Here is a 14,107-nt window from a genome sequence, read left to right on the forward strand (position 1 = left end):
TGTGTCGTTTTATTTTTTTAGTAGCAGTGTCAAACCGTCGCCGACAGGCAGGGTAATGGGAATAATGCGTGTATCGCGCGGCAGATTTTGGTTGAAATGGCGCAGGATATCCAAGCTTGGCGGATCATTTTCGGCAGCTTCATTCATGACGCGCCCACCCAACAAGATATTATCGATGGCAATCACGCCGCCACTCCGTACCAGTTGCAAACAGCGTTCGAAATATTTTGGCGTAGGCGGTTTGTCGGCATCGATAAGTGCCAAGTCGTAGCTTTCCGATTCGCCTTGCGCAATCAAATCGTCCAAAGTCAGCAAAGCTGGTTGCAGATGAAGCGAGATTTTATGCGCTATACCTGCTGCCTGCCATGTTTCTCGGGCAATATCGGTAAAGGTTACATTAATGTCGCAAGCCGTGATTTTGCCGTCTTCGGGGAGGGAAAGCGCCATGGCGGTGCTGCTGTAACCGGTAAAGACACCAACTTCCAAATATTTTTTAGCATTCAATAATTTGGCCAACCACACCAACATGGCTGCCTGCTCTTGGGCGATGGCCATCTTTCCCAGACGATGTGATTGGGTACGCTCACGCAATGCGGTCAAAACGGGATGTTCGTGCTGACCGATGCTGTTGAGGTACTGCTGTAACGCCGGATCGGTATTGTGGGTGTTGGTCGTCATACCGATACGGGTTAGTCTTGATAGTAGGTGTAAGGTTTTTTGTTGACTTTGGCCGCTTCAAATTCAGCCTGTTCGGCCGGATTAAGGGTTACATCCCACAGTAAATGGCGGTTTTCGAGGCGTTGCGCTTCTAATTCGGGATGGTCGGACATGAGTTTGTCGAGGAATTGGGTAGCTTCGGATTTGTAGTGGTACATGATGTTTTGCCTGAATCGTTGTCAGACCGTCATTATAGCCGATATTTTTTGCCAATACGCTAATTAATCGAACTTCCATAAGGTATAATGGCACGTCTTTTTTAGGCTGTCTGAAGCCTTTGCTCAATGTTTTGTCTTTAATCTACGGCAGGATATTGTGCAAAGGCTTAAGCCGGACAAGTTTCAGACGGCCTTTTTTATCGTGAAAAGAGCTGCTTATGTTAAAAAAATGGCTGCATAAAGTGTTGCCTAAAAAACACGTCAAGTCGTTGCCCGAAAAGGAGATTATTCCGCTTGAGCAACATGGTATCCATGCGGATATGTTGAGCTTTGCCGCTGAGAAAATTGCCAAACGCCTGCATGAAGCCGGTTTTCAGGCTTATGTTGTAGGGGGAGCCGTTCGGGATTTGTTGCTCGGGGTTGAACCCAAAGATTTTGATATTGCAACCGATGCCACGCCGGAGCAAATCCGTAAAATATTCCGCCGCAGCCGTATTATCGGCCGCCGCTTTCAAATTGTTCATGTGATGATTGGCCCCGAAACTATTGAAGTGACGACGTTTCGCGGTGGCGATAAGGTTCAGCAGAATGCGCAAGGCCGCATTATGAAGGACAATACTTACGGCAGCATTGAAGAAGATGCCATGCGCCGCGACTTTACTTGCAATGCGCTGTATTACGACCCGATTAAAGAGGAAATTTGGGATTTCCATCAAGGCGTGGCTGATGTTGCCGATAAGAAATTGGTGATGATAGGTAATCCTGCTGAACGCTATCAGGAAGATCCCGTCCGTATTCTTCGCGCCGTCCGTTTGTCGGGTAAGTTGGGCTTTGAAGTAGAAGAGCAAACTGCTTTGCCGATTGCCGAATACGCAGGCCGTCTGAAAAATGAGCCGGTGGCTCGTCTTTTTGACGAAATCATGAAAATCCTGTTTTCCGGCCATTCCCGTGCCTGTTTGAAACGGTTGAACGATTTGGGTATTCCCGAAGGCATCCATCCGCTTTTAGATGCCTTGAAAACTGCCGAAGCAGCCGACAAACGTATGATTATGTTGGCTTTGAAAAATACCGACGAGCGTCTTCGTGCGGATAAGTCCGTTTCTGTCGGTTTTGTATTGGCGGCGGTATTATGGCCGACACTAAACGCTATGTGGCAACGCAATCAAAGCCATGGTCAAAAACCTGTCCCTGCATTGATGGATGCGATGAACACCATGCGTGATACGGTAGAGAAAGGTTGGGGCGTACCGCAACGATTTTCTGCAACCATGCGTGAAATCTGGCAATTTCAGCCGCAATTTGACAATATGCGCGGCGCGCGCCCGTATCGCCTGCTATCACAAGCCCGTTTCCGAGCTGCTTATGATTTTCTGATTTTGCGTAGCGAGGTTGGCGAGGTTGATGAAGAGATGGCTTCTTGGTGGACAACTTTCCAACATGCCGATGAGGAAACCCGTCAGCAAATGACTGTGGCCAATGAGCACAAACGTCAGAAACAAAGTGGATCAACTGACAGCAAACCCAAACGTCGCCGCCGCCGTCCGAAAAAGAAAACCATTGAGGCCAAATAAATTATCAAAATAAATTTAAGGCCGTCTGAAACCATTAAATCTTTTGAGATTTGGTTTTCAGACGGCCTTCGTATTTCAAAAAAAACCGCAGGTCTTTCAACCTGCGGTTTGCTTTTATGATTTGTTTTCTTCACTGTCGAGGAAGCTGCGGAGACGGTCACTGCGGGTAGGGTGGCGCAGCTTGCGCAGGGCTTTGGCTTCGATTTGACGGATACGTTCACGGGTTACGTCAAATTGTTTGCCGACTTCTTCCAAAGTGTGGTCGGTATTCATATCGATACCGAAACGCATGCGCAACACTTTGGCTTCGCGCGGCGTCAGGCTTTCGAGGATTTCTTTGGTTACTTCGTGCAGGCTGGTGTACATTGCAGCTTCTGCCGGTGCAACGTTGTTGGCATCCTCGATGAAGTCGCCCAAGTGCGAATCGTCGTCATCGCCAATCGGTGTTTCCATGGAAATCGGCTCTTTGGCGATTTTCATGATTTTGCGGATTTTGTCTTCCGGCATTTCCATCAGCTCGGCCAGTTTGGCGGAATCAGGTTCTTCACCGGTTTCTTGCAGGTATTGGCGCGAGATACGGTTCATTTTGTTGATGGTTTCAATCATGTGAACCGGAATGCGGATGGTACGCGCTTGGTCGGCGATGGAACGGGTAATCGCTTGACGGATCCACCATGTGGCGTAAGTCGAGAACTTGTAGCCGCGACGGTATTCGAATTTGTCCACCGCTTTCATCAGACCGATATTGCCCTCTTGAATCAAATCAAGGAACTGCAAGCCGCGGTTGGTGTATTTTTTGGCAATGGAAATAACCAAACGCAAGTTGGCCTGAATCATTTCCTGTTTGGCTGCTGAGGTTTCTTTCTCGCTCAGTACCATGTTTTTGTTGATTTCTTTCAACTCTTCGATGGAAATGCGGGTTTCGGTTTCCATATTGGCCAGCTCGGCTTGTTTTTCTAGGATGGCGTGGCGGAAACGATCCAATGCGTTTGCCCATACACGGCCTTTGGCTACTTCTTTTTCAACCCATTCCAAATCGGTAATAGCAGGCAGGAAGTTTTCGATGAAGTAGTCGCGTTCCATACGTACGCGGTCGATACAGATATCGCGGATTTCGCGTTCGAGTTTGCGGATGTTTTCAACGCGACTGCGTAGGTTGCTGCTCAAATTTTCGATTTGACGTGTGGCAAAACGGACTTCTAACAGTTTGTTGGCAATGGCATCGCGGTGTTTCAGGTAGTTGGCGTGCTGACTGCCGTGTTTTTCCAACTGCTTGATCATTTTGCCGTATTCGCTCTCGATAAAGGCGAAGTGTTCCAAAACTTTTTGTTTCAGTTCGGCTAAATGGGCGGCGGATATGGCTTCAGAGTCGTTACCTGAATCGTCTTCATCTTCCTCGTCGCCATCTTCATCATCGCTATCGGTTTCACCTTCTTCATCATCAGGTTTGGCATTTTCCAAATGACCTAAGCCCAATTCGTTCAACAAAACTTCATTAGGGTCGATGATGGCTTCAACGACCTCATCCACACGGATTTCGTCGTTGCGGACTTGCTCGATCAACGCCAGAATTTCGGCAATCGAACCCGGGCAGGCGGAGATTGCCTGCACCATGTTTTTCAGTGCATTTTCGATTTTTTTGGCGATGATGATTTCGTCTTCACGCGTCAACAGATCGACTTGCCCCATTTCACGCATATACATACGCACAGGGTCGGTTGTGCGGCCGAATTCTGAATCTGCGCTGGAGAGTGCTGCTTCGGCTTCTTCAACAGCATCGTCGTCGGTCATGGCGGCGGCGTTGTCGCTCAAGAGGATGTCTTCAGCATCGGGGGCTTGCTCGGTTACTTGGATGCCCAAGCCGGAAATCATGCTGACGATGTTGTCGATTTGTTCGGCATCGGACATATCGTCGGGCAGAGCGTCGTTAATTTCAGAATAAGTGATGTAGCCGCGTTCTTTACCCATGATAATGAGTTGGCGCAGACGCGCGCGCTGCTCTTCGATACTCAAGGGACGGTTGTCATCTTGGTCTTGGTATTCTTCGTAGTTTTGGTTTTTAGACATGGATTGCTCTCTAGGTTGATAGGATGCCGACGGTTTACGGTGATGTGGCCGTACCTGAAGGCGGAGCAGAGCTTTTTGTTGTGAAATCAGATTTCACTTTAATACTCTGAGGCTGTCTGAAAATATTACAGATGGAGTGTTCTGCGTGTCATGTTTCGCAGCGTGTGTTTAGATTGTTCAGACGGCCTGAGGGGTTAGTTTTGCTTTGCCGTCAAAAGCGACAGCAATAGTCTTTTTTCATTTTCAGTCAAACCAGTTTGAATACTTTTTTGCTTTAAAGTTTCGATTTGACTGTATTTTAATTCATTTAACAACTTTTTCATGCCGATTTGGAAACTTTCGCAATCTTCTTCGTTATCCCCTTCCATTTCTTCAGAGTGAAGGGTCGATAAAAAGATTTGATTGACGGTTTCCTCATAGGGCGAACCGCGCATATATTCAAACACTTGTGCAGTTGCAGGAGTCGTGTCGTGATGCTTGATGGTTTCGGCCAAATTGGCAAGGCAGGCAAAATCGCCGCTTAACGCCAGATAATCGGGCAGGTCTATATATGAAGCCCAAGCCGGATTTATCAAGAGGCTTCGTATCTGTCTTTGAACCAGTGTCAGCATGGTTGGCTGTTTGACAGAAATAGGCGGCAGTTTGTAACTTTTTTGTTTGACGTGCCGCTTGGGCGCTTCTTGTCCGAGTAACTGGGCGAGGTTGTCAGGATCAATACCCACCAACTCACTAAGTTTTTGTTTCAGGAGATAGCCCAATGCCGGCGCGGTAATTTGCGCTAAAAGCGGAGAACTGGTTTTGACCAATTCTGCTTTGCCTTCTTGCGTATTGAGGTTGAGGCCGTCTGAAAGATGTTCCCAAAAGTATTCCGATAGGGGCTTGCTTTGGTTTAACAAGGCATCTTCAAATTGAGCCTTGCCATAGGCACGGATGTAGCTGTCTGGGTCGTGTTCTTCGGGTAGGAATAGAAAATGCAGCGATTTATCGTCTTTTAATTGCGGTAACGCATTTTCCAGCGCGCGCCAAGCCGCTTTACGTCCCGCGCTGTCGCCATCAAAACAAAAATAAATACTGTCGGCCTGACGCATCAGGATTTTGACGTGTTCCGCCGTGGTTGCCGTACCCAAAGCCGCTACGCCGTAGCCGACGCCGAACTGCGCCAATGCGACCACGTCCATGTAGCCTTCGACCACCAAAATCCGTCCTGCCTCTTTTACGGCAGCACGCCCTTCATATAGCCCGTAAAGGTTTTTCCCTTTATCGAACAAAGGGGTATCGGGAGAATTCAGGTATTTGGGTTTGGAGTCATCCAATACGCGGCCACCAAAGCCGATGACCTGTCCGCGAGGATTGCGGATGGGGAACATAACCCGATGGCGAAAGCGGTCATAATGTTTGCCTTCGTTATCAATGACCATACCCGTATCCACTAACGCAGTATTCGGATAGGGTTGGAATACTTGCGCCAAAGGTTGCCAACCGTCAGGCGCATAGCCCAAACCATAATGCGCGATGACTTCCGCACTCAAGCCGCGCTTATCCAAATAAGCCTTCGCCACCGGATTGAATTTCAACTGTTGCGCATAAAAATCCGCCGCCGCCGCCGTCGTTTCTTCCAAAGTTTGTTGCTTTTTTTTACGTTCGGCACGGATTTCGGGGTTGTCTTCCTGCCCGCGAACTTTAGGCACTGTCATACCGACGCGATCAGCCAAAAACTGCACCGCCTCCGGAAACGACAGCCCCTGATGTTCCATCACAAAACCAATCGCCGAACCATGAGCCCCGCAACTGAAGCAATGGTAAAACTGCTTGGTCGGGCTGACCGAAAACGATGGCGTCTTTTCCTTATGAAACGGACAGCAGGCCATATAGTTCGCCCCGCCTTTCTTCAGCGGAACCTGTTCGTCGATAATATCGACAATATCGACTTTGGACAAAAGCTCGTCAATGAAATCAGATGGAATCATGGTTCGGCAGAAGAGGATGGACGGAAAATATTTCAGACGGCCTTATAAACAGACAAAGGCCGTCTGAAAATGGAATTTTAGATGAGGGTCGAGATGAGTTTTGTATTATAGCAAATAGTTGTAATACATGTGTCTTATCCTTTTGAGGTAGGGTATTAATAATCGTATTTCATTCGTTATTAAGATAGATATGATGTCGTTAAAGCAAAGGCCGGCTATAAGATATTCAGACGACCTTTGCTGTTGTCTTATTTTGCGATTCAGTTGCGCTTTCATGGTATGAATATGATAATGAACGTATATCCTCGGTTTTAGAAAGGTCGTTTCTCATGAAAGATTTTGCACGTTTGCTCAATCATCCCGATATTTCCTTTTCTCCGATTCCAGATGCCATTAAAGTTGATAACCCTGCAACAGGTGAGGCTTTGGCGTTTGTCCGTAAGACTGATTCAGACGGCCTGAAGCTTTTGATTCAAAAGGCAGAGGCGGCACAAAAATTATGGGCGGCAAAAACTGCGTTGGAGCGGGCCGATGTGTTGTGGCGCTGGTATTTTTTGATTAAAGAAAACAAAGAAGAACTCGCGCGTATCATGACGATGGAGCAGGGCAAAAGCCTGACTGAGGCGCGTGGTGAAATTGATTATGCGGCTTCGTTTGTGCGCTGGTTTGCGGAAGAGGCGCGGCGGATTGACGGCGATGTGCTGACAAGTGTGAAAGCGTCGCAAAAACTGGTTGTACTGAAACAGCCTGTCGGCGTTACCGCTGCGATTACGCCGTGGAACTTCCCGTCTGCGATGATTGCGCGCAAGGCTGCGCCTGCTTTGGCGGTGGGCTGTGCGATGATAGTTAAACCTGCATCGCTCACGCCTTTGAGTGCGTATGCATTGGTCGTTTTGGCTTATGAAGCCGGCGTGCCGCAGGATTTGTTGCCTGTTGTCAGCGGTAGTGCTTCGGAAATCAGCCATGAATTTGCCACGAATCCGACTGTGCGCAAAATCAGCTTTACTGGCTCAACCGAAGTCGGCGCGAAGATTTTTGCCGACAGCGCGGCAGACATTAAAAAACTCAGTTTGGAACTGGGCGGCAATGCGCCGTTTATCGTGTTTGACGATGCCAATTTGGACAAAGCCGTTGAAGGCGCTCTGGCCAGCAAGTTCCGCAACAGCGGTCAGACCTGCGTCTGCACCAACCGCGTTTACGCTCAATCCGGCATTTACGACGAATTTTGCAGCAAATTAAGTGAAAAAGTGGCTGCGCTCAAATTGGGCAACGGCTTGGATGAAGGCGTCAACCAAGGGCCATTGATTGAGGAAAAAGCGGTGGAGAAAGTCGAGCAGCACATCGCCGACGCGCTCTCCAAAGGCGCGGTTTGCCTGACTGGCGGCAAACGCAGCGCGTTGGGCGGAACATTTTTTGAGCCGACTGTTTTAAGCGGCGTTACGGCGCAAATGGCGGTAGCTCGCGAGGAAACCTTCGGACCTTTGTGTCCGGTGTTCCGTTTTGAAACCGAAGCCGAAGTTATCGAGGCTGCGAACAATACGGAATACGGTTTGGCAGCTTACCTTTTTACCTCTGACACCGCCCGTCAATGGCGCGTCGGCGAAGCCTTGGAATACGGCATGGTCGGCATCAATACGGGCTTAATCAGTAATGAAGTAGCACCGTTTGGCGGCGTAAAACGCAGCGGTTTGGGACGTGAAGGCAGTAAATATGGTGTGGACGAATATTTGGAATTGAAATATTTGTGTATTGATATGGCGGAATAAGGCTGTACAGTAAAGGCCGTCTGAAATTTGGTTTTCAGACGGCCTTTGTTTTAGAGTAGATCCTGGATGGCTGAACGCTCTTCTTCCAATTCGGCCAGCGTAGCGGCGATACGTTTTTGGCTGAATTCATCCGACAAGTCCAAGCCTTGGACGATGCGGTAGCTGCCTTCGTCACAAATGACGGGGAAGCCGAAAATCAAACCTTCGGGAATGCCGTAAGAGCCGTCGGATGGAACGCCCATGGTTATCCATTTACCACTGCTGCCGAGCAACCAGTCGCGCAGGTGGTAGATGGCGGCATTGGCGGCAGAGGCAGCGGATGATGAACCGCGTGCGGCAATAATGGCGGCACCGCGTCCGGCAATTTTCGGCATGAAGACTTCGGTGTTCCAGTCGGGTTCGGTAATCATGTCTTGGACGGACTCGCCGTTGCTGGTGGCGTAGCGGTAGTCGGCGTACATAGTCGGGCTGTGGTTGCCCCAGACACACATTTGCTCGATGGAAGTAATCGGGCGGTTGATTTTTTCGGCAATTTGGCTGACGGCGCGGTGATGGTCGAGACGCATCAGGGCGGTAAAATTTTCCGGAGGGATGTCGGGTGCAGATTTCATGGCGATGTAGGCGTTGGTATTGGCCGGGTTGCCGACAACGAGGACTTTAACGTTGCGATTGGCAACTTTGTTCAACGCCGCGCCTTGTACTTTGAAAATTTCGCCATTGGCGTGCAGCAAGTCGGCGCGCTCCATGCCTTGCGTACGCGGGCGCGCTCCAATCAAGAGGGCGATGTCGGCATCTTTGAAGGCGACTTCGGGGTCGTCTGTGGCGAAGATGTCGGCAAGGAGCGGGAAGGCGCAATCCTGCATTTCCATAATCACGCCGCGCAATGCCTGTTGTGCCTGCGGCAGGTCGAGCAGCTGTAGGATAACGGGTTGGTCGCGTCCGAGCATGATGCCGCCGGCGATACGGAAGAGGGTGGCGTAGGCGATTTGGCCTGCCGCGCCGGTAACGGCAATTCGGACGGGTGGCTTGAGGGTCATATTTTTCCTTTTGAAGTCGTTGTTTTACTTGATTTTCGGATTATAGCAGTATTATGGGGAGAATGATGTAGTAAGGCCGTCTGAAATTTGATTTTCAGACGGCCTTAAGTGTTTGAAAAGATTATTCGCCGTTTTTCTTTTCGGCTTGTTCTTCGGCAGCTTCATAGGCTTCGACGATTTTTTGCACCAAAGGATGGCGGACGACGTCTTCGCTGGTGAAGGTGTGGAAATACAGGCCTTCTACATCGCGCAGTTTTTCGCGTGCATCTTTCAAGCCGGATTTGATGTTGCGCGGCAGGTCGATTTGGCTGATGTCGCCGGTAATGACTGCTTTGGCACCGAAGCCGATACGGGTCAGGAACATTTTCATTTGTTCGGGCGTAGTGTTTTGCGCTTCGTCCAAAATGACATACGCGCCATTTAAGGTGCGGCCGCGCATATAGGCCAGCGGCGCAATTTCAATCAAACCTTTTTCCATCAGTTTGGTTACACGGTCGAAACCCATCAAATCGTAAAGCGCATCGTAAAGCGGTCGCAGGTAGGGATCGACTTTTTGCGCCAAATCGCCCGGCAGGAAGCCTAATTTTTCGCCTGCTTCGACTGCTGGGCGCACCAAAACGATGCGTTCGATTTGATGTTTTTCCATGGCATCGACGGCGGCGGCAACGGCAAGATAGGTCTTACCCGTACCGGCAGGGCCTAAGCCGAACACGACATCGTGGTTGAGCAAGGCGCGGATATAGCCGTTTTGGCGCGGGGTGCGGCCGCCGATGCTGCCGCGTTTGGTGCGGAAATAGTATTGTTGGTCGTGGTGTTTCTCTTCGTGTTTTTCATCTGCGGTTTTGGCTTCAACGGCCGCTAGGCTGATGGCGTTGTCGTCTAAGTCGCCTTTTTCTGCGGCTTCGGCAAGCGACAGCAAGGCACGGCGGCCGGCGTGTGCCAGTTCGCCCATGAAGGTGAAATGTTCGAAGCGGCGGCTGATTTGGATATCAAGGGCTTTACCTAAGGCTTCGAGATTGCTGTCGAGCGCGCCGCACAGGCGTTGCAACACGGTATTGTCAATTTCTTCAAACTGCAGATGGACGGTGTGGGTCATATTGGTTTCCGTAAATAAATCTAATTTTTCCGTATTATACCCTTGTTCAGACGGCCTGCTTTATAATACGTCGCTTCTTTTTAATAAACCGTTTCAATCAAAATGAATCACACTGCTTCTCCTCAATCGGAATTTCTGCGCGGTATCAAAGAATGTTCCCCCATGCTGATCGGCTTGTTGCCGTGGGCGCTGATTTTGGGCATGCAGGGCGGGCAAAAGGGCATGAGCTGGCTGGAAATGCTGTTGATGACGGGCATGAACTTTGCCGGAGGTTCGGAATTTGCCGCAGTCAATTTGTGGGCAAATCCTTTGCCAATTATGCTGATTGCAACAGTTACGTTTATGATTAATTCGCGCCATATCCTGATGGGTGCGGCGATTGCGCCGTATATGAGGGATATGCCGCTGAAAAAGGCGATGCCCGCGCTGTTTTTTATGTGTGATGAAAGCTGGGCAATGGCATTTGCTGAAATTCAAAAGCGTAAGGCGGCAGGTTTGCCTGCATTCAATATGCCGTTTTATGCCGGCGTGTGTTTTATTTTGTATGTAACGTGGATTGGTTTTGCGGCGTTTGGCGCGGCAGTCGGCCCGATGTTCGGCGATGTGGCGGCTTGGGGCTTCGGCATGGCGTTTCCTGCGGTGTTTTTAGTGTTGCTGCGCGGTATGTGGAAGAGCTTTGCGGCTTCACGCCCTTGGTTTGTCAGCTTGATTGTGGCGTGCGCAACTTATTTGACCGTGGATGGCGCATGGTATGTTCCGGCCGGGACGTTGTCGGGCTTGTTGGCGGCGTATGTGTGGGGAGAGCAAAAATGAAGGATTTGTTGTCGCTGCAATCGTTTTTGCTGTTTTTAAGCATGTTGGCCGTTACTTATTCAACCCGATTAATCGGCTTTTTTGCATTGCGCAACCGTATGTTGAGCCGTCGCGCGCAAGTGGTGATGGAGGCTGCGCCGGGCTGCGTGTTGATTTCTGTAATTGCGCCTTATTTTGTGTCGGACAAACCGCATGAGTTGATTGCCATTGCTTTGACGGTATTGGTGGCCAGCCGGTTTTCGATGTTGGTGACGGTATTAATCGGCGTTGGCACTTCGGGCATACTCGGTTATTTGATGAAATAAAAAATTTTCAGACGGCCTTACTTGTTATAATGGCCATCTAAATTTTTTGATAAAGCAAAAACATGGCAAACCAACGACTCATCTATGGCTTTCACGCCGTCAATGCCCGTTTGTGGCAAAACCCGAAATCGATTACCGAACTCTATATCCAAGAGGGCAAATCTGATGCGCGCACCCGCGATGTATTGGATAAAGCGGCCTCTGAAAACGTACGCGTGCATTTTGCTGATGCCGACCGCCTGAATGCCATCAGCAAAGGGGCGCGTCATCAGGGCGTGGTCGGATTTATCGATGCTTCCAAAAACCATGTTCATTTGGAAGATGTGTTGGAAAACCTGAGCGAACCGCCGTTTTTGCTGGTATTAGACGGTATTACCGACCCGCACAACCTTGGCGCGTGCCTGCGTACTGCCGATGCGATGGGTGTACATGCCGTGATTGCGCCCAAAGACAAAAGCGCCGGCCTGAATGCGACCGTCAGCAAAGTTGCCTGTGGCGCGGCGGAAACTGTGCCGTATATTACCGTAACCAATCTTGCCCGTACTTTGCGTGAATTGAAAGAATACGGCATTTGGATTGTCGGCACAGACATGGGCGGCGACTCCGACCTTTACCACTGCGACCTGCCTGACAGCGTGGCTTGGGTAATGGGCAATGAAGGCGAAGGCATGCGCCGCCTGACGCGCGAGCATTGCGATATGCTGGTATCGATTCCGATGTTTGGCACGGTAGAAAGCATGAACGTTTCCGTCAGCGCGGGCATGGTATTGAGTGAAACCCGCCGTCAACGGGTGTTGAAATCGGAAAAATAAAAAGTTTAATTAAAAGGCCGTCTGAATATTTTTCAGACGGCCTTTTTCAGGTTTTATTCTTTAACCAAAGGACCTGATTTCTTTTCGCTACCGGCGGCAATGCGTACCAATTGGAGAAATTCCGATTTCAGTTCAAACGGATCGTTGCCTTGGACTTGCTGCGCCATTTTTTCGATGTCGCTCCAGCCCAGTTTGCCGTTGTATTCACCGCCGCGCAGGGCTTGGGCATAGGAAGCTGCGGCAAGGGCAAGTAGGGTGTCTTTATCGGCTTGCTCCAGCAGTTTGCTGCCAACGGGAATTGCTTGTTCCATCAACTTGCTGTCTTTTTCTCCGGGCAGTTTGTAGCGTACTTTGACAAAGGCGTATTCGTTTTTACTGCCTTTGACGGCAGGGGCTTTTTGATAGCGTGATTCGTTCAGCCAGCCGTTTTTGCCTGCCGGAATGATTTCATAGATGGCGGTCACGCTGTGGCCTGAGCCGATATCGCCCGCATCTACTTTGTCATTGTTGAAGTCTTCATTGCGCAAGGTGCGGTTGGTGTAGCCGACCAAGCGGTATTCTTTGACAGTGGCAGGATTAAATTCGACTTGGATTTTGACATCTTGCGCAACGGTGGCAAGCGTGGAAGTCAGTTGCTGCTGCAGAACTTTTTTCGCTTCTTTTTCATTGTCGATATAGCTGTAATTGCCGTCGCCTGCATCGGCAATTTGTTCCATCATGTCTTCGTTGTAATTGTCTGTACCGAAGCCTAGCGTGCTGAGTGAAACGCCGGTTTTACGTTTTTCGGCAACTATGGATTTGAGCGTCTCGGTATCAGATACGCCAACGTTAAAGTCGCCATCGGTTGCCAGCAGGATACGGTTGATGCCGTTGGGTACAAAGGCTTTTTGCGCTTCTTCGTAGGCCATGCGTAAAGCGGATTCGCCCGAAGTCGAGCCTTCGGCTTTCAGTTTGTCGATGGCCTTCAGGATGGTTTCTTTCTCTGAACCTGATGTAGGCGGAAGTACCAGCTCTTCGCCTGATGAATAGGTAATCAGGGTAACTTTGTCCTGAGGACGTAATTGTTGGGTCAAGATCTGCAGCGTTTTTGAACCAACGGAAGTTTATTTTTTTCATCCATGCTGCTGGATACGTCCACGAGGAACACAAGATTGGCAGGCGGAAGATCTTTCTTTGCCGTGTCTTGTGCTTGGATACCGATTTTGATCAGCTTGGCTTCCGGTTGCCATGGAGAATCAATGGTTTCAGTGTGAACGGCAAATGGACGGCCGTCAGTAGGCAGTGGATAGTTATAAGGGAAGTAATTGATGATTTCCTCAATTCGTACAGCATCTGTAGGCGGCTGTTCGCCGCTGTTCAGAAATCGGCGGACGTTGGCGTAGCTGCCGGTATCGACATCGATGCTGAATGTGGAAACAGGTTCTTGAGCAACGGATTTAACCGGTTGGTCAGGTTGTTCTTGGTAGCGTTCAGTGTTTTCTGTAAGAGACAGATTTTCTTCAGCAACGGCAGCAGCAGGCAATGTTGAGTCCGGTGCGCCCTGAAGATTTTCGGTTGACGAGTCTGATCGGTCGAGTGGACCGGAACACGCAGTCAAAGCCGCTAAAGTGAGTATGGAAATGGTTTTCAGGAAGAAACGGGGCATGATTTAAGCTCCTGGGAAATATCACATGCTGATTGTTAAAAGTGTTGATGGCAGTGTATTGGCAGAGTTAACGCTGGCGCTGAGTTACTTTTTTTGAATTTTAATGTGTGAATAGTGGGTTAAGTTTAAATCAGGACAAGGCGGAGTAATGCG

11 protein-coding genes and 1 pseudogene are annotated in these 14,107 nt (G+C 49.6%); 5 read left to right on the top strand and 7 right to left on the bottom strand.

The features are described from left to right. Positions 1-9: 9 nt before the first annotated feature. Both ACTHTG_RS06540 and ACTHTG_RS06545 read right to left on the bottom strand, forming a co-directional pair. On the bottom strand, positions 10-678 hold the full coding sequence (locus tag ACTHTG_RS06540) for a class I SAM-dependent methyltransferase (RefSeq protein WP_004520310.1): 669 nt from the start codon (positions 676-678) through the stop codon (positions 10-12). 11 nt (positions 679-689) lie between these two features. Next, positions 690-875: a DUF3460 family protein gene (locus tag ACTHTG_RS06545; RefSeq protein WP_004520311.1), complete on the bottom strand. Its 186-nt coding sequence runs from the start codon at positions 873-875 to the stop codon at positions 690-692. Between the two features lie 218 nt (positions 876-1,093). Between ACTHTG_RS06545 and ACTHTG_RS06550 the strand changes: the two genes are divergently transcribed. Beyond that, entirely contained in the window at positions 1,094-2,446 is a 1,353-nt protein-coding gene (locus ACTHTG_RS06550) for a polynucleotide adenylyltransferase PcnB (RefSeq protein ID WP_308538438.1), read from the top strand. 114 nt (positions 2,447-2,560) lie between these two features. Here ACTHTG_RS06550 and rpoD read toward each other — a convergent pair whose 3' ends face one another. After that, on the bottom strand, positions 2,561-4,513 hold the full coding sequence (gene rpoD / locus ACTHTG_RS06555; protein WP_004520313.1) for an RNA polymerase sigma factor RpoD: 1,953 nt from the start codon (positions 4,511-4,513) through the stop codon (positions 2,561-2,563). A 194-nt stretch (positions 4,514-4,707) separates the two neighbouring features. Next, on the bottom strand, positions 4,708-6,480 hold the full coding sequence (gene dnaG / locus ACTHTG_RS06560; RefSeq protein ID WP_049335257.1) for a DNA primase: 1,773 nt from the start codon (positions 6,478-6,480) through the stop codon (positions 4,708-4,710). 329 nt (positions 6,481-6,809) lie between these two features. Here dnaG and ACTHTG_RS06565 point away from each other — a divergent pair, with 329 nt between their 5' ends. After that, on the top strand, positions 6,810-8,246 hold the full coding sequence (locus ACTHTG_RS06565) for an NAD-dependent succinate-semialdehyde dehydrogenase (RefSeq protein ID WP_004520316.1): 1,437 nt from the start codon (positions 6,810-6,812) through the stop codon (positions 8,244-8,246). Between the two features lie 50 nt (positions 8,247-8,296). Here ACTHTG_RS06565 and ACTHTG_RS06570 read toward each other — a convergent pair whose 3' ends face one another. Both ACTHTG_RS06570 and ACTHTG_RS06575 read right to left on the bottom strand, forming a co-directional pair. After that, positions 8,297-9,283, bottom strand: a complete 987-nt coding sequence (locus tag ACTHTG_RS06570; RefSeq protein WP_003680720.1) for a malate dehydrogenase — start codon at positions 9,281-9,283, stop codon at positions 8,297-8,299. A 121-nt stretch (positions 9,284-9,404) separates the two neighbouring features. Then, complete coding sequence (locus ACTHTG_RS06575) at positions 9,405-10,379, bottom strand: PhoH family protein (protein WP_004520317.1); 975 nt, start codon at positions 10,377-10,379, stop codon at positions 9,405-9,407. A gap of 102 nt (positions 10,380-10,481) precedes the next feature. On the opposite strand from ACTHTG_RS06575, the gene ACTHTG_RS06580 reads away from it, so the two are divergent. The 3 genes from ACTHTG_RS06580 (at position 10,482) to rlmB (ending at position 12,309) form a co-directional block, all read left to right on the top strand. Further along, positions 10,482-11,192 carry an AzlC family ABC transporter permease gene (locus tag ACTHTG_RS06580; RefSeq protein WP_049335254.1) on the top strand — a complete coding sequence of 237 codons (711 nt, stop codon included), beginning with the start codon at positions 10,482-10,484 and terminating at the stop codon, positions 11,190-11,192. Beyond that, on the top strand, positions 11,189-11,497 hold the full coding sequence (locus ACTHTG_RS06585) for an AzlD family protein (RefSeq protein ID WP_049335252.1): 309 nt from the start codon (positions 11,189-11,191) through the stop codon (positions 11,495-11,497). The genes ACTHTG_RS06580 and ACTHTG_RS06585 overlap by 4 nt, the downstream gene beginning before the upstream one ends. Positions 11,498-11,559: 62 nt before the next feature. After that, entirely contained in the window at positions 11,560-12,309 is a 750-nt protein-coding gene (gene rlmB, locus ACTHTG_RS06590; protein ID WP_004520319.1) for a 23S rRNA (guanosine(2251)-2'-O)-methyltransferase RlmB, read from the top strand. Positions 12,310-12,362: 53 nt separating this feature from the next. Here the strand turns inward: rlmB and ACTHTG_RS06595 are convergent. Then, positions 12,363-13,954 (bottom strand): annotated as a pseudogene (locus ACTHTG_RS06595) (vWA domain-containing protein). Between the last annotated feature and the right edge of the window lie 153 nt (positions 13,955-14,107).

This window comes from Neisseria sp. P0017.S009, from assembly GCF_051957375.1.
Taxonomy (GTDB): Bacteria; Pseudomonadota; Gammaproteobacteria; order Burkholderiales; family Neisseriaceae; genus Neisseria; species Neisseria perflava.

Coding starts and splice junctions, on each gene's coding strand:
- ACTHTG_RS06540 (WP_004520310.1), bottom strand. CDS start 678: ATGACGACCAACACCCACAATACCGATCCGGCGTTACAGCAGTACCTC.
- ACTHTG_RS06545 (WP_004520311.1), bottom strand. CDS start 875: ATGTACCACTACAAATCCGAAGCTACCCAATTCCTCGACAAACTCATG.
- ACTHTG_RS06550 (WP_308538438.1), top strand. CDS start 1,094: ATGTTAAAAAAATGGCTGCATAAAGTGTTGCCTAAAAAACACGTCAAG.
- rpoD (WP_004520313.1), bottom strand. CDS start 4,513: ATGTCTAAAAACCAAAACTACGAAGAATACCAAGACCAAGATGACAAC.
- dnaG (WP_049335257.1), bottom strand. CDS start 6,480: ATGATTCCATCTGATTTCATTGACGAGCTTTTGTCCAAAGTCGATATT.
- ACTHTG_RS06565 (WP_004520316.1), top strand. CDS start 6,810: ATGAAAGATTTTGCACGTTTGCTCAATCATCCCGATATTTCCTTTTCT.
- ACTHTG_RS06570 (WP_003680720.1), bottom strand. CDS start 9,283: ATGACCCTCAAGCCACCCGTCCGAATTGCCGTTACCGGCGCGGCAGGC.
- ACTHTG_RS06575 (WP_004520317.1), bottom strand. CDS start 10,379: ATGACCCACACCGTCCATCTGCAGTTTGAAGAAATTGACAATACCGTG.
- ACTHTG_RS06580 (WP_049335254.1), top strand. CDS start 10,482: ATGAATCACACTGCTTCTCCTCAATCGGAATTTCTGCGCGGTATCAAA.
- ACTHTG_RS06585 (WP_049335252.1), top strand. CDS start 11,189: ATGAAGGATTTGTTGTCGCTGCAATCGTTTTTGCTGTTTTTAAGCATG.
- rlmB (WP_004520319.1), top strand. CDS start 11,560: ATGGCAAACCAACGACTCATCTATGGCTTTCACGCCGTCAATGCCCGT.